Source organism: Deinococcus sp. (assembly GCF_018260555.1).
Lineage (GTDB): Bacteria > Deinococcota > Deinococci > Deinococcales > Deinococcaceae > Deinococcus.
Genome location: NZ_JAGLBB010000014.1, coordinates 1 through 19,305, shown reverse-complemented (window position 1 = coordinate 19,305; position 19,305 = coordinate 1). Strand labels below are relative to the sequence as shown.

The 19,305-nt window shown below is 67.9% G+C and carries 21 protein-coding genes and 1 pseudogene; 14 read left to right on the top strand and 8 right to left on the bottom strand.

The genetic code is table 11. The features are described from left to right. Positions 1–56: 56 nt before the first annotated feature. On the bottom strand, positions 57–2,399 hold the full coding sequence (gene recG / locus QZ271_RS04410; RefSeq protein ID WP_291429354.1) for an ATP-dependent DNA helicase RecG: 2,343 nt from the start codon (positions 2,397–2,399) through the stop codon (positions 57–59). A 204-nt stretch (positions 2,400–2,603) separates the two neighbouring features. Next, the gene (locus tag QZ271_RS04405; protein ID WP_291429352.1) at positions 2,604–3,995 is read right to left on the bottom strand and encodes an MDR family MFS transporter; all 1,392 of its coding nucleotides are present in this window, start codon (positions 3,993–3,995) and stop codon (positions 2,604–2,606) included. A 223-nt stretch (positions 3,996–4,218) separates the two neighbouring features. Between QZ271_RS04405 and QZ271_RS04400 the strand changes: the two genes are divergently transcribed. Next, entirely contained in the window at positions 4,219–4,959 is a 741-nt protein-coding gene (locus QZ271_RS04400; RefSeq protein WP_291429350.1) for an MBL fold metallo-hydrolase, read from the top strand. Between the two features lie 3 nt (positions 4,960–4,962). Here QZ271_RS04400 and QZ271_RS04395 read toward each other — a convergent pair whose 3' ends face one another. Both QZ271_RS04395 and QZ271_RS04390 read right to left on the bottom strand, forming a co-directional pair. After that, positions 4,963–5,442 (bottom strand): MaoC family dehydratase, encoded by a 480-nt coding sequence (locus tag QZ271_RS04395; protein ID WP_291429348.1) that lies wholly within the window; start codon positions 5,440–5,442, stop codon positions 4,963–4,965. Between the two features lie 135 nt (positions 5,443–5,577). Then, on the bottom strand, positions 5,578–6,438 hold the full coding sequence (locus QZ271_RS04390; RefSeq protein WP_291429346.1) for an aldolase/citrate lyase family protein: 861 nt from the start codon (positions 6,436–6,438) through the stop codon (positions 5,578–5,580). A 145-nt stretch (positions 6,439–6,583) separates the two neighbouring features. Between QZ271_RS04390 and QZ271_RS04385 the strand changes: the two genes are divergently transcribed. From QZ271_RS04385 to QZ271_RS04355, 8 genes are all read left to right on the top strand, one after another. Next, the gene (locus QZ271_RS04385) at positions 6,584–7,219 is read left to right on the top strand and encodes a hypothetical protein (protein WP_291429344.1); all 636 of its coding nucleotides are present in this window, start codon (positions 6,584–6,586) and stop codon (positions 7,217–7,219) included. Between the two features lie 165 nt (positions 7,220–7,384). Beyond that, a complete protein-coding gene (locus QZ271_RS04380; protein WP_291429343.1) occupies positions 7,385–7,654 on the top strand; it encodes a recombinase family protein in 270 nt (89 codons plus the stop codon). Positions 7,655–7,742: 88 nt separating this feature from the next. Beyond that, positions 7,743–8,063: a hypothetical protein gene (locus tag QZ271_RS04375; RefSeq protein ID WP_291429341.1), complete on the top strand. Its 321-nt coding sequence runs from the start codon at positions 7,743–7,745 to the stop codon at positions 8,061–8,063. Continuing rightward, a complete protein-coding gene (locus QZ271_RS14515) occupies positions 8,041–8,355 on the top strand; it encodes a DUF4288 domain-containing protein (protein WP_367114301.1) in 315 nt (104 codons plus the stop codon). The genes QZ271_RS04375 and QZ271_RS14515 overlap by 23 nt, the downstream gene beginning before the upstream one ends. A 73-nt stretch (positions 8,356–8,428) precedes the next feature. Further along, complete coding sequence (locus QZ271_RS04370) at positions 8,429–8,569, top strand: hypothetical protein (protein WP_291429340.1); 141 nt, start codon at positions 8,429–8,431, stop codon at positions 8,567–8,569. A gap of 223 nt (positions 8,570–8,792) precedes the next feature. Next, positions 8,793–10,130, top strand: coding sequence for an aspartate--tRNA(Asn) ligase (gene aspS / locus QZ271_RS04365; protein ID WP_291429338.1), 1,338 nt, complete (start codon positions 8,793–8,795; stop codon positions 10,128–10,130). 142 nt (positions 10,131–10,272) lie between these two features. Continuing rightward, positions 10,273–10,923, top strand: coding sequence for a hypothetical protein (locus QZ271_RS04360; protein WP_291429336.1), 651 nt, complete (start codon positions 10,273–10,275; stop codon positions 10,921–10,923). Between the two features lie 35 nt (positions 10,924–10,958). Beyond that, entirely contained in the window at positions 10,959–11,738 is a 780-nt protein-coding gene (locus tag QZ271_RS04355) for an alpha/beta fold hydrolase (RefSeq protein WP_291429334.1), read from the top strand. An 80-nt stretch (positions 11,739–11,818) separates the two neighbouring features. Here the strand turns inward: QZ271_RS04355 and QZ271_RS04350 are convergent, their stop codons facing one another. The 3 genes from QZ271_RS04350 to QZ271_RS04340 form a co-directional block, all read right to left on the bottom strand. Further along, positions 11,819–12,499 (bottom strand): hypothetical protein, encoded by a 681-nt coding sequence (locus QZ271_RS04350; RefSeq protein ID WP_291429332.1) that lies wholly within the window; start codon positions 12,497–12,499, stop codon positions 11,819–11,821. Between the two features lie 116 nt (positions 12,500–12,615). Beyond that, positions 12,616–13,083, bottom strand: coding sequence for a chromate transporter (locus QZ271_RS04345; protein WP_291429329.1), 468 nt, complete (start codon positions 13,081–13,083; stop codon positions 12,616–12,618). After that, on the bottom strand, positions 13,080–13,670 hold the full coding sequence (locus tag QZ271_RS04340; RefSeq protein WP_291429327.1) for a chromate transporter: 591 nt from the start codon (positions 13,668–13,670) through the stop codon (positions 13,080–13,082). The genes QZ271_RS04345 and QZ271_RS04340 overlap by 4 nt, the downstream gene beginning before the upstream one ends. 404 nt (positions 13,671–14,074) lie before the next feature. Here QZ271_RS04340 and QZ271_RS04335 point away from each other — a divergent pair, with 404 nt between their 5' ends. From QZ271_RS04335 to QZ271_RS04325, 3 genes are all read left to right on the top strand, one after another. Further along, a complete protein-coding gene (locus tag QZ271_RS04335) occupies positions 14,075–15,106 on the top strand; it encodes an ATP-binding cassette domain-containing protein (protein ID WP_291429325.1) in 1,032 nt (343 codons plus the stop codon). After that, positions 15,103–15,912 (top strand): ABC-2 family transporter protein, encoded by an 810-nt coding sequence (locus QZ271_RS04330; protein WP_291429323.1) that lies wholly within the window; start codon positions 15,103–15,105, stop codon positions 15,910–15,912. Before QZ271_RS04335 ends, QZ271_RS04330 begins: the two co-directional genes overlap by 4 nt. Before the next feature lie 91 nt (positions 15,913–16,003). Further along, positions 16,004–16,792, top strand: a complete 789-nt coding sequence (locus QZ271_RS04325) for an ABC-2 family transporter protein (protein WP_291429415.1) — start codon at positions 16,004–16,006, stop codon at positions 16,790–16,792. A 199-nt stretch (positions 16,793–16,991) separates the two neighbouring features. On the opposite strand, the gene QZ271_RS04320 is transcribed toward QZ271_RS04325, so the two are convergent. After that, positions 16,992–17,660 (bottom strand): ABC transporter ATP-binding protein, encoded by a 669-nt coding sequence (locus QZ271_RS04320; protein ID WP_291429414.1) that lies wholly within the window; start codon positions 17,658–17,660, stop codon positions 16,992–16,994. A 237-nt stretch (positions 17,661–17,897) separates the two neighbouring features. Here QZ271_RS04320 and QZ271_RS04315 point away from each other — a divergent pair, with 237 nt between their 5' ends. Further along, complete coding sequence (locus QZ271_RS04315) at positions 17,898–18,584, top strand: Crp/Fnr family transcriptional regulator (RefSeq protein WP_291429321.1); 687 nt, start codon at positions 17,898–17,900, stop codon at positions 18,582–18,584. Positions 18,585–18,805: 221 nt separating this feature from the next. Then, positions 18,806–19,228 (top strand): annotated as a pseudogene (locus QZ271_RS04310) (fumarylacetoacetate hydrolase family protein); the annotation flags it as partial. Positions 19,229–19,305 lie beyond the last annotated feature (77 nt).

The window sequence follows — 19,305 nt, the reverse complement described above, 5'->3', positions numbered from 1 at the left end:
GCCGCCCGGTGCGACTCCACCGTCTCGCCGGGACACGATCAGCGGGGAAGGCGCGGTCAGATCACCTCGCGGAAGGCCACGCTCTGGCTGCGGTTCTGCAACTCGCTGCGCAGGTATTGCAGGCGGGGGTGTTCCAGTCTGGGGTCATGGGCCAGGATGTGTTTTGCCAGTTCGCGGGCCTGTTCAATGATCTGGGTATCGTTGGCGAGGTCGGCGAGGCGCAGGTCCGGGATGCCGCTCTGGCGGGTGCCGCGGATCTCGCCGGGGCCGCGCAGTTTCAGGTCCGCTTCTGCGATCACAAAGCCGTCGGTGCTGCCTTCGATAATTTTCAGGCGCTGGCGGGTTTTTTTGCTGTGTTCTCCGGCGATCAGCACGCAGTAGGACTGGGCACTGCCCCGGCCGACGCGGCCACGCAACTGGTGCAACTGGGCCAGACCGAAGCGTTCGGCGTTCTCGATAACCATCACGGAGGCGTTGGGGACGTCCACGCCGACCTCGATGACGGTGGTGGAGACGAGCAGGTCGAATTCGTGTGCGCGGAAACGGTCCATCACATGGTCCTTCTCGGCGGCGCTCATCTTGCCGTGCAGCAGGTCAATGCGCGCTTCCGGAAGGATGGTCTTCAGGTCGTCGGCGAGTTGCGTGGCAGCCAGCAGTTCCAGGGTGTCGCTTTCCTCGATGAGGGCCGTGACGACGAACGCCTGGCGCCCCTCGCGGATCTGTCCCATGACAAAGCCGTAGGCCTGCTGGCGGGCGGTGTCCTGAATCAGTTTCGTTTCGATGGGCGTGCGGCCGGGGGGAAGTTCGTCGATCACCGAGAGTTCCAGGTCGCCGTACGCAGTCAGGGCCAGCGAGCGAGGGATGGGCGTGGCGCTCATGACGAGCACGTCGGGACGCCCGGTCAGGAGTCGGCGCCGCTGCTGCACGCCGAAACGGTGCTCCTCGTCCACGACGGCCAGGCCGAGGTTGTCGAAGCGAACGTTCTCCTGAATGAGCGCCTGCGTGCCCACGACGATATCCACATCGCCCTCGGCGATGCGGGTCTGCATCTGTAGTTTCCCCTTGGGGGTCATCGCGCCGATCAGGAGGCCCACGCGCACATCCAGTTTGCCCAGGTACCCGACGAGGTTGGCGTAGTGCTGCCGGGCGAGAATCTCGGTGGGGGCCATCAGCGCGCCTTGGTAGCCGTCACGCACGGCGAGGTACAGCGCGCAGGCGGCCACGGCAGTCTTGCCGCTGCCCACGTCGCCCTGCACGAGCCGGGCCATCTGGCGGTCGCTGCGCATGTCATCCGTGATTTCCAGCAGCACGCGCCGCTGCGCGTTCGTGAACCGGAACGGCAGCGCGCCCTCGAAGGTGTGGATGTCCTCACTCCGGGCGCCGAAGCGTTTGCCTTCCAGCACGGCGTCCTCACCCTGAAGCAGCATGCGCAGTTCCAGGAACAGGTATTCGTCGAAGCGCAGGCGGTGGTTCGCGCGGGCCAGTTGCGCCTCGTCGGCCGGGTAGTGCATGCCCCACAGGGCGTCCGCGAGGTCGGTCAGGGCGTACTTCTGCCGCCAGTGCGCGGGCAGGTAATCGTCCAGCGGGGCGGCCAGCAGCGCGCGGTGCGCGGCCCGGCGCAGGAACTCCTGCGAGACGCCGTCTTTGCTGTCGTACACGCCCACGATCCGCCCGGTCGAGAGCGAGTCCTGCGCGCCGTCCACCGTTTCCAGGTGTTCCACGCCCAGTTGCACGCTGCGCCCGAAGCGTTTCACGCGGCCCGTCAGGACCAGCCGCGCGCCCTCCCGCAGTTGCTTTTCCACCCACGGCTGGTTGAACCACGTGGCCTTCACGCGCCCGCCCGACGGGGTTTCCAGCGTCACGTCCAGAATCTGCATGCCGGGCTTGGGGCTGCGGCGCGACCGGGCAACCACCCGGCCCTCCACCGTGACCTTCTGGCCGTCCTCAACCTCCGCGAGGTCCGGGAGGGCGCGGCGGTCCTCGTGGCGGTGCGGGTACGCGTGCAGAATGTCCCGCACAGTGTGCAGGCCCAGTGATTGCAGTTTGCGCGCCCCGCCGGGGCCGGTGTCCAGCCGGGCGATCTCCGCGTCCAGTGGGAGGCGCTCGCCAGGCGCGGCGGTCGGGGGGGCCGCGCGGGTCGCTGCCCCCGGCGCGGCTGGTTTCGTGGCGTCCGGGTCGGCCAGCAATGACAGCGCCCCCCGCAGGGCCGCCTCACGCTCCTGGGCGCCGAGCTCCGCGTAGCCGCGCAGGGCCTCGCGCACCTTTGGGAACGGATTGCCCAGGGGCGAGGCCAGCAGGCGCTCCACGCCGCCCGCCACGACGCGGTTCTGGCAGCCGCCCGCCAGTTCGGCGTTCAGGGGCCGCCGCAATTTCTCCCGCAGTTCCGCCACAGTCGCCATGCGCGCTCAGGCTAGCAGAGCGTGCGCGGCGGTGTCCGTGAGAGAGGCGGTATTCCAGAATGACCGATTGCAGACTGAATGGCCTGGTGCTGTGAGCTATGACGGACGGCCGTCTGCTCTGTTGGCAGCCCGGGACATCAGCAGGCTCTCAACTCAGCGCCCGGAACCCTCCTCGGTCCGCGCTCGTTAGGCGGTGTGAACCATTCAATGGGAGTGGGCTTGATCCGGAACGGCCGTCGCGGCCCGCAGCAGCAGGCTCAGCGCGAGGGCCACGGAGACCAGCGTCAGGGCCAGGATGTACGCTCGCCGCAGTCCCTCGCCGAGCTGGTACCCGCCGCTTTCGATGGCGGCCGGGCCGATCAGCAGGGCCATCAGGGCCACGCCGAGTGCCCCGCCCATCTGCCGGGCGAACAGCACGCCGCTCGTAACGGCGCCGAGGTCCTCGCGCGCGCTGCTTTCCTGCGCGGCCAGGAGCAGGCTGAGCATGGCAAAGCCCATGCCGGTCCCGACCGCGAAGCCCAGGGCGCTGGTCACCCACAGCGGCGCGTGAACGGCCAGGGTCAGCGCGCCGAACATGACGACCAGCACTGCGAAACCGGCCTGCGCCATGCGGGCCAGGGGAACGGTCTTGACCAGCCGCGCGGTGAGGATGGCCGTCAGGGTCCAGCCGACCAGCATGGGCGTCAGGATCACCCCGGCAGAGGTCGCGCCGCCCCCACTGACTCCCTGCGCGTACAGCGGCAGGTACGCGATCACGCCGAAGTACGCCGCGCCGCCCAGCAGGTTCCCGGCGAACGCGACGCGCGGCAGCTGCTGGCGCAGGGCGCGCATGGGCAGCAGCGGCGCCGGGTGCCGCCGCTCGACCCGCACGGCGGCCAGCACGGTCAGCAGGCCTCCCGCCACCAGAAGCCACTGCCGCTGCTCCAGCCCCCACACCACCAGGCCGCTGCCGCCCGTGAACAGCACGGCGCCCGGCCAGTCGAGCCGCGCGGGACGGGGCCGCCCCGTCTCCGGTAGGAAACGCAGGGCCAGCAGCAGGGCCGCCACGCCGAAGGGCAGGCTGGCGTAGAAGGTCCAGCGCCACGACAGGCTTTCGGTCAACCAGCCGCCCAGCAGCGGCCCCACCAGCCCCGAGATGCCCCATACGCCCGAGATGAACGACTGCACCCGCGTGCGTTCGGCCAGCGTGTACAGTTCACCGATCATGGTCAGCGTGAGGGGCAGCAGCGCCCCCGCACCGAGACCCTGCACGGCCCGCGCCAGGATCAGCGCGGTCATGGAGTGGCTCAGGCCGCACAGCGCCGACCCGACCAGGAAGATGGCCACACCCCACAGGTACAGGCGGCGCCGGCCGACAATGTCGCTCGCGCGGCCCCACAGGGGGCTGGATACCGTGCTGGTCAGCAGGTACACCGCGAACGGCAGGGCGTACAGGCGTTCACCGCCCAGGTCCGCGATCACGCTGGGCATGGCCGTGGCGACCACGCTGGCCTCCAGCGCCGCGAGGAACACGCCAACGACCAGTCCCACCGTGGCGAGCTGCCGGACCTGCGGGGAAAGGGTGGGGGGCGGGGCCGGGGTGGGGGGAGCACTCACCCGCGCAGGCTACCCCCGGCGCGGTCACGAAGACTGCTCGACTGGATTCATGGAATCTGAACCGGCGTCCCCGTGCGGCGCGCACCGCACTTCAGGACCAGCCCGAAAGCCGGTGCACAGGCAGGTGTGTGGGCCTGAAGACTGGGTTTCAGCCAGGGTCCACATGACCACAGGCTTCAGATACCCCCGGCAGGTGAGTCTGCTCGCGAGGTACGCTGCGCGCATGATGCGCCTCGGTGACGTGATCGTCCTGGAACTCCCGGCCATCCTGATGGGGACGCCGGGCGTCATTCACCCGGTCGCGCTGGTCGGGCCGGACCACGTCCTGACCCTGGTGGACACGGGGATGCCCGGCATGCTGGGTGACATGACCCGCGAACTGGGCGCCGCCGGTTTCACGCTCGGGCAGGTGCGGCGCGTGATCGTCACGCACCATGACCTCGACCACATCGGGAGCCTGGAAGCCGTCGTGCAGGCCACTGGCGCGGAAGTCTGGGCGCTGGAACCCGAGGTCCCGTACGTGACGGGCGAGCGGCGCGCACAGAAACTTCCCAGCCCCGAGCAGGTGCAGGTCATGCTGCGCGACCCGGACCTGAACCCCGTCACGCGCGCCATGCTGACCCGTGAACCCGTCCGCGTGCCCGTCAGCCGCGCCCTGCGGGACGGTGATCTGCTGCCCGGCAACGTCCGCGTGATCGCCACGCCCGGCCACACCCCCGGCCACCTGAGCCTGCTCGTGCCCACAGGGAACATCCTGATCAGCGGCGACGCCCTCACCTCCCAGGACGGCGCGCTGCACGGACCCCTGGCGCGCGCGACGCCCGACCTGCCCGCCGCGCACGACTCCGTCCGCCGACTCGCCCGGCAGGACGTTCAGACGGTCGTCACGTACCACGGCGGCGTGGTCAGCGACGCCGCGGCGCAACTGCGCGCGCTGGCCGACCGGCTGGACGGCTCACCCTGACCCTTACGCCCCGGTGGGCCTGCGCTGCATCAGCGCCGTGCGTGTGCACTTCGCCACGATCTCGCCGCGCTGGTTGACCGCGCGGTGCTCCACCACCACGATGCCCGCGTCGGGGCGGCTGCGGCTCTCGCGGACATCGAGGACCTCGGACTCGGCGTGCAGGGTGTCCCCGTGGAACACGGGTTTCGGGAAGGTCACGTCCGTCAGGCCCAGGTTTGCTACCAGCGTGCCCAGCGTCAACTCGTGCACGCTCAGGCCCACGAGCAGACTCAGGGTGAGCAGGCTGTTCACCAGCGGCCGACCGAACTCGGTTCCGGCGGCGTACTCGTGATCCAGGTGCAGCGGCTGCGGGTTCATGGTCATGGTCGTGAAGAACACGTTGTCGGCCTCTGTCACGGTGCGCGTCACGCGGTGCCGGATCAGGGTGCCGGGCGTCAGTTCCTCCAGGTAACGCCCCTGCGGGCGGTTCAGGTCTTCATTCATGGGATGCCTCCGGGAGACGGGACGTGGGCTGATACAGACTCCGGTTCAACGGTTTGTCAGCACCACTAAGCGGGGCAACTCGTGGGAAAGGGACGAGGGGCCGGTGGGCGGTGCCGCCTGCCCGCGCCCCATGACCTACGCTCCTTCCTGCGCGAGAATGGCCCGCGCGGCGGCCAGCATGGGTTCGTCCACCATCTGCCCCTCGAAACTGAATGCTCCGTGGCCGTGCGCGGCGGCCTCGTGCGCAGCGGCGAGCAGGGCGTGCGCGCGGGTCTTCTCGGCGTCGGTCGCGCCGAACAGGTCGTGGGCCAGCGCGACCTGAGCCGGGTGAATGCACAGCTTCCCGGCGTACCCGAGGGCGCGGCCCAGCGTGGCGTCTTCCCGGAAGAGCTCCGGGTCGTTCAGGGCGGTCACGACGATGTCCAGAACCGGCACGCCGCTCAGGCGGGCGGCCAGCGCCACCTGCGAGCGGGCGTACAGCACCTCCAGGCCGCCCCGGGTACGCCGGCCACCCAGGTCGGTGGTGTAGTCTTCCGCGCCGAAGTACGCCCAGCGCACCGCGTCCTCACGCAGGATTGCGTGCGCGTTCCACACGCCGGCCCCGGTTTCCAGTCCTGCCAGGATCGGCAGGGTCAGGCCGTGCGTGGCCAGCGCGTTCACGACCAGGCGCACGTCGGCCGCGCTCTCCAGTTTCGGGACGACCACCCCGGCCAGCTGCGGGGTCAGGACGTTCAGGTCGCCTGCGAAGTACGGAGAGTGCGGGGCGTTCACGCGCAAGAACACCGGCAGGTCGGGCGCGGCCTCCATCAGCTTGCGCGCGGCGTCCCGAGCCACCGGGCGGGCGGCAGTCTTGGCTTCCAGGGTGCCGGGAATGGCGTCTTCCAGGTCGATCACCACGGCGTCCGGCTGTGCGCGGGGAAGTTTGGCGATCAGGTCGGCGCGGTTGCCCGGCGCGAACAGTAGGCTGCGCGGGCGGGACAGTCGGGCGGCGCTCATGCGGCGCAGCCGGGAGCGGCAAACAAACGAACGTTCGTTGACATGACCCAAGGATAGCGGCTCCGGCGGGTTCCGGGATCTGCCCCCGGCTTGCGGTGCGCCACATCTGCTTGAACACTCCCGGCAAGTGTAAGAAATTCAACACATGATAACCAGATTGATCATCCTGCTGGCAGCCCTGTACGGTCTGTGGACCTACGGAATCGACGGTATCCGCATCAGCCTCCAGGGTCGCACCCCGCAGACGTACACCGCCCAGCAGGTCATCGACAGCGGCGTCGGCGGCGCCCGGTACGTGCGCATCACGGGGTTCACGGACGGCACCTATGTCTACCAGACCCCTGACAAGGACAGCAGTGACAAGGCCCGCACCGTCAACCGCATCGAGTACGCCCTGCTTCCGGAACGGGAATTCGATGCCAGCCTGAAAGCTGTCCTGACTGGCGAGGCACACGTCACGCCCGTCCGCATCATGGCGAGTGACAGCCGCGTCAGTCCCGGCTGCCAGACAGAGAAGAAGGAAGGAGGCGACGGATGCCTCACCCTGGGCGAACGCACCATCGAGGGCATCGTCCGTACTGGCCTGGACGCACTGACCAGCGAGACGCGGGACCTGTTCAATGAGGATGGCGATTACCGGGTGAGTGACAACGTCCTGTACATCACGGAAGGAGACCGCCCAGCCGCCCTGTGGGTGCCGGTCCTCATCACCGTTGCCCTGACCCTGCTGAGCCTGCTGATGCTGTTCACGTTCATTCCGACCCGACGCCGGGCCAGCTAAGTACACTGCGTTTATCTTGTAGATAAACCGCGCGGAGCGCGTAGCAGAAGAAAGTACGTTGGAGCGCGAATGGAGAGGTTCCGGCGCTTTCCCGGAATCTCGCCATGTTAGTTTCACCGTACTTAATCCGGACTGCGGTTCCCGGCGGAATCCTGCGGGGTCAGCGTGATTGCCCAAACTGGGTTGCAGTTTGATTTACGCTCACCACAAGGGAAATTGTTCGCCTCACTCATGGCGGCACTAGCAGAGTGCGAGCGAGATTTACTCCGCGAACGGGTGCGTTCGGGAATTTCTGCGGCCCAAGAACGGGGCGTGAAGTTTGGTCGCCAAAAAGGACAAAGACCCAAATCAGACCGTTATGAAGCGAAAGTGTTGGAGCTACGGGGACAGTGGAAGTCCTACAGAGATATTGCGGGTGAGCTACGGCTCAGCTAGAACACCGTCATGGACATCCTCAAGCGTCTCAATAACAATTCTGACGATATCTGACCAAAAATGCAGTACCATCAGTGCAGAGGAAAATATGAGAAAACTCTTAGGAGCCGGATTCTTAAGCTTGGTGCTAGCTTCGTGCGGTGCAACCGTACCTACTCAAAATGCGGAAATTGGTGATACGACGGAACCCAATCTGTCTGCACAAGCGGTAGTAAATTGCAATGCAAGCAGCGCAGTTAATCTCAGTATGATTGCTGACAGCTTTATCAGCGAATGCAGAAAAGCCTCTATTCGCCAAGTCTTTCCTGGTCAACACTACAGGGATACCGTCCTGTCCATCAAGAATGGAAGTAACGCGACTCAGAAAACCGCTTGGAAACTCTTGAATGACAATCGTTTCAAAAAATAAACTTTATATAGCGCTTGTAGTAGTAAGATTACAAAATCTTTTAGATGATAGAAAAACTCTGTACAGAGAGGACTTTCTACTACAGGAAGCAATCAGTATCGAAGTAGCAGAGTCTCTTATAACTGAGGCCGCCAAACGTGAGCAGACGTCCTATCAGAATAGCTCTGGGGAAACTATCTCAGTTGAATTTCTAAAAATACAGGATATCAACGAATACGATGGCGGCAATCAGCTATATAGCAGACACTTTAACAGCATAGATATCTACGAAAGACTCAACTCACTAGATTAAATAGAGCGGGAGACTAAGAAATAGTCTCCCGCTCTATTTTTTATTTTTTCAGAATGAGGGTGGCGATTACCGGGTGAGTGACGACGTCCTGTACATTACAGAAGGAGACCGCCCAGCCGCCCTATGGGTGAAGGTCCTCATCACCGTTGCCCAGACCCTGCTGAGCCTGCTGATGCTGTTCACGTTCATTCCGACCCGACGCCGGGCCAGCTGATCCGGACTGCGGTTCCCGGCGGAATCCTGCGGTTCCGTCCGGCCGTGCCTGCCTAGTTTCCGGCATTGACCGGGTGCAGGCGCGGCGCGTACACTTCCCGGCATGATCGCGGCGAGCAACAACGTGAATGATGATCCCCGCTAGGGGCCGTCACGCCGCATACCGCGCCCCCGACCCCACCCCGGAGTCGGGGGCTTCTTCATGAACAAGGAGACGAGAGCCCATGACCACCGAAGCCCACACCCCGGAAACCGCCCAGCAACGCCTGCCCCGCACCCTCACCCGCGACCTGAACGCCCACGACGGTCAGACCGTGCGCCTGCAGGGCTTCGTGCACGCCCGCCGCGATCTGGGCGGCGTGCAGTTCGTGGTGCTGCGCGACGTGAGCGGCGTCACGCAGTGCGTCGGCAAGGGCCTGACCCTGCCGCTCCCGGAGAGCAGCGTGGAGGTCACGGGCACCGTGAAGGCGCACCCCAAGGCGCCCGGCGGGTTCGAGGTGCAGATCACTGACTTCCGCGTGATCAGCGCCGCCGTGGAGGCCAGCCCCGTCGAGATTCCCAAGATGGAATGGAACGTCAACCCGGAAACCATGCTGGACTACCGCGTCGTGACCGTGCGCGGCCTGAAGGAACGCGCCGCGCTGAAGGTGCAGGCCGAACTCGTCGCGGCCTTCCGGGACCACCTGATGACCGAGGGCTTCACCGAGATCAGCACACCCAAAATCGTCTCGGCGGGCGCCGAGGGCGGCGCGAACCTGTTCCCCATCGATTACTTCGGGCAGGGCGCGTTCCTCGCGCAGAGCCCGCAGCTGTACAAGCAGATCATGGTCGGCGTGTTCGAGCGCGTGTTCGAGGTCGCGCCCGTGTACCGCGCCGAGGAGCACGCCACGAGTCGTCACCTGAACGAGTACCTGAGCCTGGACGTCGAGATGGGCTTCATCGAGGATGAAGAAGACGTCATGGGCCTGGAAAACCGCCTGCTGGCGAGCATCATGACCCGCCTGAGCGCCACCTCGCAAGCCGAGTTCGACCTGCTGGGCGCCACCATTCCAGACGTGCCCGCCCACATTCCGCGCATCACCCTGTTCGACGCCCGCGCCCTGGTCACCGAGAAGTACGGGCACGCGGTGGGCGGCAAGGACCTCGACCCGGAAGCCGAGCGCCTGCTATGCCAGCACTACGCTGAAACCCAGGGCAGCGACTTCGTGTTCGTCACCAAGTACCCGCGCGCCGCCCGGCCCTTCTACGCGCACCCGGACAGCAACCCCGACGGCAGTCTCAGCAGCGACATCACGCGCGGCTTCGATCTGCTGTTCCGTGGCATCGAGATCACGTCGGGCGGCCAGCGCATCCACGATCACGCCATGCTGATGGACTCCATCGCCGCGTACAAACTGAAACCCGAGTCGCTTGAAGGCTACACCGAGGTCTTCAAGTACGGCATGCCCCCCCACGGCGGCTTCGCCATCGGCGCGGAACGCCTGACCGCCAAACTGCTGGGCATCAGCAACGTCCGCTACGCCCGCGCCTTCCCCCGCGACCGCCACCGGCTGACGCCCTGAGGGGCGTGGCTGATGGTCGATGGCCGATGGCTGATGGCTGATAAGCAGGCTCGCCCCTTGACAGGTGGGCTTGTTTTCACCTTCCGGGCGCGTCTACTATGGACCGGTATCCACCCAGCCCCCCGGCCCTGGAGGAACCCCCATGCGTGTACCCGCCATCCGACCCGCCCTGATCCTGGGCGCCGCGCTGCTGGGCAGTGCCGTCCCCTCCGCGCTGGCCGCCTGCGACCCCGCCGGCTTCATGCCGCCCGGCACCCGCGCCTACCGCACGACCACGCAGGGCCAGAGCAGCACCTTCACCTCCCGCACCCAGGTGAAGGGCAACACCGTGACCGTCCAGACCACGACGGGCGGCCAGACCACCCCCAGCACCTGGACCTGCACGGGCAAGGGCATGACCGCCACCATCGGCGCGGGCCGGGGCGACCTGCGGCTGGACGCCGGGTTCTACCCGCCCACCTCTGCCTGGAAGGTCGGGTACGCCTGGACCAGCGACGGGAAGATGCAGGCCGTCGGCGGCGTGAGCATGCAGAGCCGCACCCGCAGCCGCGTCGCCGCGCAGGAGAAGGTCACCACGCCCGCCGGGACGTTCACCGCCCTGCGCGTCGAGACGACCACAACCACCAGCATGACCCCGCCCGCCGGGACGGACCTGCCGCCCGGCATGGACCTGAACAAACTGATGGGCGGCGACACCCGCAGCACCGCGTGGTACGTGCGCGGCGTCGGACTGGTCAAACAGACCATTCCGTCCGCGCAGTACACCCTGATCCTCACGAAGTACACCCGCTGACGCGTCCCCGCCGCGACTGGGCTACCATTCCCGGCATGACCGACCCCACCCGAGGTAGCAACGAACAGGCCCTGAACGAGGAATTTGCGCGGTTCAGCGTGGACGGGCAACGCCTGTACGGTCTGGTGCACCGCCCCACGGGCGACGCGCCCGCGCAGGGCTGGCCCAGCGTGGTCATCCTGCACGGCTTCACCGGCAACCGTGGCGGCGACCACCGCCTGCTGCCGCTGCTGTCCCGCTTCCTCGCGGCGCGCGGCGTGGCCAGCCTGCGCTTCGACTTCCGGGGCAGCGGCGAGAGCCACGGTGACTTCAGTGAGATGACCGTCAGCCGCGAGGTGCAGGACACGCAGGCCGCCTTCGAGTACCTGCGCCGCCAGACCGGCATCGACCCGGAACGCGTGATGCTGCTGGGCTTCAGCATGGGCGGGCTGGTCGCTGCGCTCAGCGCGCCCCTGGTGCGCCCGCACCGCCTCGCGCTGTGGGCTCCCGCCCTGCCGGAGCTGTGGCTGCCGTTCCTGCGCGGCGGCGTTCTGCCCGCCACCGTCACCGATTACGGCGGCTGGCCGCTGGGCCGCGAGTTCCTGCAGGAAATGACCCGCCTGCGCCCCCTGGAAGCCGCCGCCGCGTGGCAGGGTGAGGCCCGCATCTTTCACGGAGACGCCGACCAGACCTGCCCCCCGGAATTCGGCGTGCGCTACGCCCTGGCGCTGCGCTGCGAGGCCGTCGCCATTCCCGGCGCGGGCCACACCTTCGACTCGCTGGAACACGTGGATATGCTCTACCGCGAAACGGCACGCTTCCTCACCGGGGGGTGAAGGAGAGGCGGGAGGCGGTACGCGTGGAGCGGGGAAGGCGCAGCCCATTCCCGCTCACCTCCATGCCCCCGAGCCACGGCCTATCCGTCCGAGCGGGCGACCCAGATGGTGTGCCACGCGCCCCGGCCCTCGCGGGCGCGGGCGCGGCGCACCTCGGTGTGATACCCGGCCCTTTCCAGCGCGGCCGTGAAGCGCGGCACGGCCTCCACGCTCCAGACGGCCAGCAGCCCGCCGGGTGTCAGGGCGGCGCGGATGGCGGCCAGCCCGCGCGGGGAGTACAGCCAGTCGTTGCCGTGTTGCGTCATGCCTTCCGGGCCGTTATCCACGTCGAGCAGGACCGCGTCGAAGGTGCGCCTGGAAGCGCGGATCAGGTCGGCCACGTCGCCCACATGCACCCGGGTGCGAGGGTCGGTCAGCGGGTACCCGGCCGCCTGCCCGAGCGGCCCGCGGTTCCAGTCCACGACGGCCCCCACGAGTTCCGCGACGGTGACGGTCGCGTCCGGCCCGGCGCTGCGCAGCGCGGCGGCCAGCGTGAACCCCATGCCCAGCCCGCCCACCAGGACGTGCGCGGCGGCGCGGCCCGCCACCTGCGGCACGGCGTACCCGGCCAGCGCCTCCTCGCTGGCGTGCTGGCGGCTGTTCATGAGTTCGCTCACGTACCCGCTGATGCGGATGCTGAACTCGTTCTCCCGCTGCCACAGTTCCAGCTGATCGGGACTGCCAGGAATCGGCGCGCAGCCCAGCGGCACCCAGGCTTTCAAGCGCGCACCGGGCGGGGGGAACCTGGGCGGGGGGAATCTGGGCCGGGGGAATCTGGGCGGGAGGGAAGGTGGGCGTGCGGCATCCGGCCAGTGTACCCGCCTGCAACTGTACCCGCCTACAGGCCGATCAGGGCGCCCAGCACGGCCGCGCCGATGACGGCCCCCGTCACGTTCTGCACGCTGCCGCGCGACAGGACCAGCACCCCGGCCAGCAGCACGCCCCCGCCTAACGGCAGCAGGGCGCTGCGGATAGAGGGCAGCCGCTTCCAGCGCAGCAGCCCCCTCCAGGCGAGGGCGGCGGCGGCACTCAGCAGGGCGGTGGGGCCGTAGAAGCCCAACGTGGCGGCCGCCGCTCCGGCCCACCCGCCGGCCGCGAAGCCGTAGTGGGTCATGGCCAGCATGTTCGGTCCCGGCATGATCTGCCCGAGTGCAAAGCCGCTGGCCAGGGTCTCAGACGTGATCCAGTGCCGCTGCCCGACGAGCACACGCTCGATCTCGGCGAGGTTCGCGCCGCCGAAACTGATCAGGCCCAGCCGCGTGAAGGTCAGCAGGATCTCCGGCCAGCTGGCGCCCGGATCGGTCACGGGCGCTCCTGCGGTCCCGGGCGGTGCAGGATCAGGCCCGCGCCCACCACGACCGCCACGACCGGCAGCAGGTTCAGGCGCAGCAGACCAATCCCGGCGAAGGTCGCCAGGGCCAGCACCCACCCGCCGCGCAGGTCGCCCACGACCCGCAGAACTGGCAGCGCCGCCGTCAGCATGACAGCCAGGGCCGCGCAGGCCGCGCCGCGCAGGCCACTCTGGAGCGGTGCGGGCAGCCCGCCGGGCAGGCCCAATGTGACGACCGTCATGCCCAGCATGGCGATCAGGCCGGGTGTCAGGACGCCCACGACCGTGGCAAGCGCGCCGGTCCAGCCCCGCAGGCGCGCGCCGATCATGGCCGCCAGGTTCACGGCGTTCGGTCCGGGTGTCAGTTGCGCCAGCGTAAACGATTCCGCAAAGTCCAGTTCGGTCATCCACGCGCGTTCCAGCGCCGCGCGGCGCATGTGGGCGGGCAGGCCACCGCCGATCCCGGCCATCGCCACGCCCGCGAACACGCGCAGCAGGTCCGTGTGCGTGACCGCAACCGGCGAAGGCAGGTGCGGGGCGGGCGGTGGGGCTGGGGCGCTCACCCGAGCTCCGGCTGAGCGGTGTGGGGAGCAGTGGCTCCGGGCTGCGCACCCTGAAGAGGAGCGAATTCCGGGCGTGGCGTCGGCACCCCGGTGCGGTGCCGGGGGAAGGGCGCACCAGTCGGAATCCGTTCCATGGCCCGAGGCTACTCCCGGCCCTGCCGAGCGGGCGTCACTGACGGGGGAACGCGCACGCCGCGTTGTACTGAGCCGCCTGCTGACCAGCCCCTCTGTGCCAATCCACACTGTGCCAATCCACACTGCACCGAGCCGCGCTGCGCCGAGCCACACTGCGCCGAGCCGCGCTGCACCAAGCCGCGCTGCGCCGAGCCGCACTACATAGTGCCGCACTACGCCAACTGGCTGATTCTGTCCGCATTCATTCGTGGCTTATCCTGGCAGGCACGATGACCCCCTCACCCCCGGACGCCGCTGTGCACGTTCGCGACCTGCGCAAAGCCTACGCCGTCCACGAGAAGGAACCCGGCTTTCTGGGGAGCGTGCGGTCCTTCGTGAGCCGTCAGACCCGGCTGGTCGAGGCGGTGCGCGGCGTGAGCTTCGACCTGCATCCCGGCGAGATCGTGGGATTCCTCGGGCCGAACGGGGCGGGAAAAACCACCACCCTCAAGATGCTCTCGGGCCTGCTGCACCCTTCGGGCGGCGAGGCGCGCGTGGCGGGCTTCGAGCCCCGGCGGCGCGAGGCGGCGTTCCTGCGCCAGATCACGCTTGTGATGGGGCAAAAGCAGCAGCTGATCTGGGACCTCCCGGCGCTGGATTCGTTTCTGGTCAACCAGGCGATCTACGAGATCCCGGACGATCAGTACCGCGCGACCATGCGTGAATACACGGACGTGCTGGGCCTGGACGGCATCCTGAAAAAGCAGGTGCGCAAGCTGTCGCTGGGGGAACGCATGAAGTGCGAACTGGCCGCCGCGCTGCTGCACCGACCCAGGGTGCTGTTCCTGGACGAACCGACCATCGGGCTGGACGTGAACATGCAGGAGAGCGTGCGGGCCTTTGTGCGTGACTACAACGAACGCCACGGCGCGACCGTGATCCTCACGAGCCACTACATGGCGGACGTGACGGCCCTGGCGCGCCGCATTCTGGTGATCGATCAGGGCGCGCTGGTGTTCGACGGCGACCTGGGCAGCCTCGCCGGGCAGGCGCGGGCAGGGAAGACCATCCGGCTGCAACTGCGGTCCCCCGTGACCGCGCAGGCGCTCGCCGGGTACGGTCAGGACGTGAGCGTGGACGGCCTGAGCGCCCAGCTGAGCGTGCCGCGCGCCCAGGTCAGCGAACGCGCCGCGCGCCTGCTGGCCGACCTGGACGTGGCCGACCTGACGGTCGAGGACCCCAGTATCGAGGCGGTCATGGCCGACCTGTTCGGGCACCGCACCCCGCCCGCGCCCGCACCGACCACACTGGAGCGCGCATGAGCCGTCCTGGCCCCCTGAATACCGCGCGGGTACTGTTCGCCACGCGCCTGGCGGAGATGGCCGAGTACCGCGCCGAAGTCGTCATCTGGATGCTGTCCGGCACGCTGTCCCTGGTTATGATGCTGGTCTGGATGGCGCAGGCGCAGGGGGCGCCCGGCGGGCAGATTCGCGGCTACGACGCCGCCGGGTTCGCCACATACTTTCTGAGTACCTGGCTGGTGTCGCAACTGCTGGTCGTGTGGGTGGCGTGGGAACTGGACTTCGAGATCCGGCAGGGCACCCTGTCCGCCAAGCTGCTGCGCCCGCTCGACCCCATGTGGACCCATTACGCGTCGCACGTCGCCGAGCGGCTGGTCAGGATCGTGCCCATGCTGGTGCTGGTCACGATCTTCGCGCTGCTGTCCGGCGCGCGCTTCACGACCCAGTGGTGGGCGTACCCGGCGGCGCTGGGCCTCGCGGCACTGGGGTTCACGGCGCGGTTCCTGTACGAGTACGCCATCGGCCTGCTGGCCTTCTGGACCGAGAGCAGCACCAGTTTTCAGGAACTCGCGTGGCTGGTGTACGCCGCGCTGGGCGGCATGTTCGCCCCGCTGAACTTCTACCCCGCCTGGGTGCAGAGCGTGGCCGTCTGGACACCCTTCCCGTACATGCTGGGCCTTCCGGCGCAACTCCTGGCGGGCAAGGCCGGACCCAAGGACGCCCTGCGCGGCGCACTCATCATGCTGGGCTGGCTGGTCGTGTTCTGGTTCCTGCGGCTGGCCGTCTGGCGCGCCGGCCTGAAAAAGTACGGCGCGGTGGGAGCATGAGGGTTGACGGTGAACGGTTGATGGTTGAAAGAGGCTGGTGCGTTCTTCCATCAGCCTTCAGCCACCGACCATCCGCCTTCTGGGGGGCCGCGTGACGCGGTACCTGCGGCTGCTGCGGATCTTCACGGGCGCGACCCTGTCGGCGCAACTGGAGTACCGCGCGAACTTCGTGGGGGCGCTGCTGGCCAGCCTGGGCGCGGTGGGCGTGGCGCTTCTGGGCCTGGGAATCGTGTTCGGTCAGCCCGGTATGAGCAGTGTGGGCGGCTGGTCGTTCCGGGAGGCGCTGCTGGTCACTGGCTTTTTCATGCTGACCGAGGGCGTCATCAATGTGTTCATCGAGCCGAACATGAGTAAAATCGCCGACGCCATCCGCACCGGCAGCATGGACTTCACGTTGCTCAAGCCCATCGACGCCCAGTTCGGGGTGAGTACCCGGTACCTGAACGTGCTGCGCGTCCCGGACCTGCTGATCGGCCTGGGCCTGATCACGTCCGCCGCGTCGGGGCTGAGCGTCACGCTGCTGGGGGTGCTGGGCGCGGCGCTCCTGTACGCCTCGGCGGTCGTGATCGTGTACTGCATCTGGCTGGCCCTGAGCACCACGGCGTTCTGGTTCGTCAAGACGCAGAACGTCGCGGAACTCTTCAACAGCGTGTTCGGCGCGGCCCGCTTTCCGGTGTCCGCCTTCCCGCTGCCCGTGCGGGCGTTCCTGACCTTCGTGGTGCCGGTGGCGTTCATCACGACCGTCCCCGCGCAGGCCATGACGGGCCAACTGGCCTGGGGTGTGGCGCTGGCCTCGCCGGTCGTGGCCGCTGCATTGTTCGTGGCGACCCGCCTATTCTGGCTGCGCGCGGTCGGCAGTTACACGAGCGCGAGCAGCTGAACCCCACAACTCCGGTCAACTGCGAAGGCCGCACCTGGGAACCGTACTGACCCCGGTTGGAAGGGCTGCAAAACCGCTCGAACCGAGCACGGCGGGGTCCGGGCGCGGAGTTGGTCGGCCCGTGCAATTCCAGCTTGTCAAGTCAACAGACCGGATCAGGCGCGGTGCCTGACCGGACCCCACGCGTCTGTCATACCCATTACAGGAACGCCGGGACACGGTCCGTGAACTGCCCGTCCAGCAGGTGCAGCGTGCGGTCCGCGAAGGTAGCGAGGCGGTCGTCGTGCGTGACGAACAGAACCCCCGAGTGTTCCTGGCGGGCCAGACCGACCAGCAGTCCGGCCACGGCGTGCGCGTTGCTGCGGTCCAGGCTGCCGGTGGGTTCGTCCGCCAGGACCACGGCGGGCCGGGTCGCCAGGGCGCGGGCCACGGCCACCCGCTGACGCTCGCCGCCGCTCAGGACGCCGGGCAGGTCGTTCTCGCGGCCGCCCAGGCCCACGCGGCCCAGCAGGTCACGGGCGCGGGCTTCGTCGCGCGCGCCCGCCAGCCTGGACGGAATCAGGACGTTCTCCAGGACGGTCAGGTCGTCGAGCAGGTAGTGATGCTGGAACACCAATCCGACCCGTCCGGCGCGGCGCGTGGCCCGCACCTGCGTGTTCAGGGTATCGATGCGCTCCCCGGCCCACCAGACCTCGCCGCTCTGCGGGACATCCAGGCCGCCCAGCAGGTGCAGGAGCGTGCTCTTGCCGCTGCCTGACGGGCCGGTCACGGCGACCACCTCGCCCGGAACGACCCGCAGCGAAACCCCCTGCAAGGCCTTCAGGCTGCCGTACGTCTGGCGCAGATCGCGGGCTTCGAGGGCCGGCACGTCGGAGGCGGGCCCGTTAGGCTGGGCAGGCTCATTCGCCGGGGCCGGGGCTGCGGGGGAATCGGCTGCGGGCGGCTGGGTCGTCACGCGAGCATGCTAGAGCGTTTCTCCGAAGATAGTGACCAGGAAGAGGCATTGTGGAGGTCAGCCCCGTCTGACGGGCCTGCAACATCCGCGCCATTCGCGTTCGTGTCATCCGGTTGGGTGTCAGGCTAGGATGAGAGGCATATGGCCCGGATGGATGACCTCAGACGCTCTCCGCTTTTTCACGACGTCCCCACAGAGGCCCTGCACGAGGCGATGCAGGTCATCACCGAACGCCGTTACCGCGCCGGTCAGGTCATCCTCGAACAGGACGCCGAGGGTGAGGCCCTGCACCTGATCACGGGCGGGGTTGTGCGCGTCTCGCGCATCAGCCTGGGCAGACGCGAACGCGTTCTGGGCGACGTGTACGCCCCGGGCGTGATCGGCGAGACCGCCGTGCTGGGCGGCGGTGAACGCAGCGCCACCGTGCGCGCCCAGACGGACGTCACGACCCTGATGCTGTACCGCTCCCACTTCAAGCAGCTTCTCAAACGGCACCCGCAGGTCCTGTGGAACCTCAGCAGCATGCTGGTCCAGCGCGTCACGTTCCTGAACGATGAGCTGATCGCCTTCGGCCTGACCACCGAGTCGGCCCTCAGTCACGTGTTCACCAGCCTGTACCGTCAGCGCGTGCAGGCGGGCGTGCCCGAGCCGCAAGTGCTGCCGCTGTCCACGCAGGACATCATGGCCCGCATCTCCAGCAGCCGCGAGACCGTGTCACGCGTCATGCGGAAGCTCGACACGGCTGGCCTGCTGACGTACACCAGCGCGCAGGTGACCCTGATCGACCCGGACGGTCTGGACGACCTGGCCCGTGACGACCCTGACAGTCTTGACTGATCCGGATTCCGGTTGATCCGGTGCAATCCTGACTCAATCCGAGCGGACGCGACTGGGAGTAACGTACGAACCTTCCCGGTGCGGAGCCGCAGACCATGCCTTTCCGACTGTGACGGAATGGAGCGCAGTCCGAATGACGGCCGCCCCGTCCCGTGCCCGTACCCGGCCCGCCCTCCACCGGCTGTGCGCGGCCTGCAAGCCGCCTGCTCTATGCTGCGCGCATGAAACTGGCACGCATGATGCACGGCGATCAGGCCCGCTGGGGCGAACTGGACGGCGACACGCTGCGCCTCACGGGCGGCATGGGCGGCCCACGCACGGGCGAGCAGGTGCCGCTGGACCGCGCGGCGCTGCTGGCCCCGGCAGAACCCAGCAAGATCGTCTGCGTGGGCCGCAATTACCTGGATCACATCCGCGAACTGGGCAACGACCACGGTGATCTTCCCAAGGAGCCCGGCATCTTCCTGAAAGGCCCGAACGCCCTGGCGGAACCCGGCGGGACCGTGCAGCGCCCCGAATGGACGCAGAACTTTCATTACGAGGGCGAGCTGGCCCTGGTGATCGGCAAGCAGGCCCGCCACCTGACTCCGGCGGACGCGCTGACGTACGTGGCCGGGTACACCTGCGGGCTGGACCTGACCGCCGGTAGTTGGCTGGAACTATGCCCGACAGGAAACGCCTTGAGGCCGTGACAGCCACGCTCGCAGCGTCCAAACGCGAT

Coding starts and splice junctions, on each gene's coding strand:
- recG (WP_291429354.1), bottom strand. CDS start 2,399: ATGGCGACTGTGGCGGAACTGCGGGAGAAATTGCGGCGGCCCCTGAAC.
- QZ271_RS04400 (WP_291429350.1), top strand. CDS start 4,219: ATGATGCGCCTCGGTGACGTGATCGTCCTGGAACTCCCGGCCATCCTG.
- QZ271_RS04395 (WP_291429348.1), bottom strand. CDS start 5,442: ATGAATGAAGACCTGAACCGCCCGCAGGGGCGTTACCTGGAGGAACTG.
- QZ271_RS04390 (WP_291429346.1), bottom strand. CDS start 6,438: ATGAGCGCCGCCCGACTGTCCCGCCCGCGCAGCCTACTGTTCGCGCCG.
- QZ271_RS04385 (WP_291429344.1), top strand. CDS start 6,584: ATGATAACCAGATTGATCATCCTGCTGGCAGCCCTGTACGGTCTGTGG.
- QZ271_RS04375 (WP_291429341.1), top strand. CDS start 7,743: ATGAGAAAACTCTTAGGAGCCGGATTCTTAAGCTTGGTGCTAGCTTCG.
- QZ271_RS14515 (WP_367114301.1), top strand. CDS start 8,041: ATGACAATCGTTTCAAAAAATAAACTTTATATAGCGCTTGTAGTAGTA.
- aspS (WP_291429338.1), top strand. CDS start 8,793: ATGACCACCGAAGCCCACACCCCGGAAACCGCCCAGCAACGCCTGCCC.
- QZ271_RS04360 (WP_291429336.1), top strand. CDS start 10,273: ATGCGTGTACCCGCCATCCGACCCGCCCTGATCCTGGGCGCCGCGCTG.
- QZ271_RS04355 (WP_291429334.1), top strand. CDS start 10,959: ATGACCGACCCCACCCGAGGTAGCAACGAACAGGCCCTGAACGAGGAA.
- QZ271_RS04335 (WP_291429325.1), top strand. CDS start 14,075: ATGACCCCCTCACCCCCGGACGCCGCTGTGCACGTTCGCGACCTGCGC.
- QZ271_RS04330 (WP_291429323.1), top strand. CDS start 15,103: ATGAGCCGTCCTGGCCCCCTGAATACCGCGCGGGTACTGTTCGCCACG.
- QZ271_RS04315 (WP_291429321.1), top strand. CDS start 17,898: ATGGATGACCTCAGACGCTCTCCGCTTTTTCACGACGTCCCCACAGAG.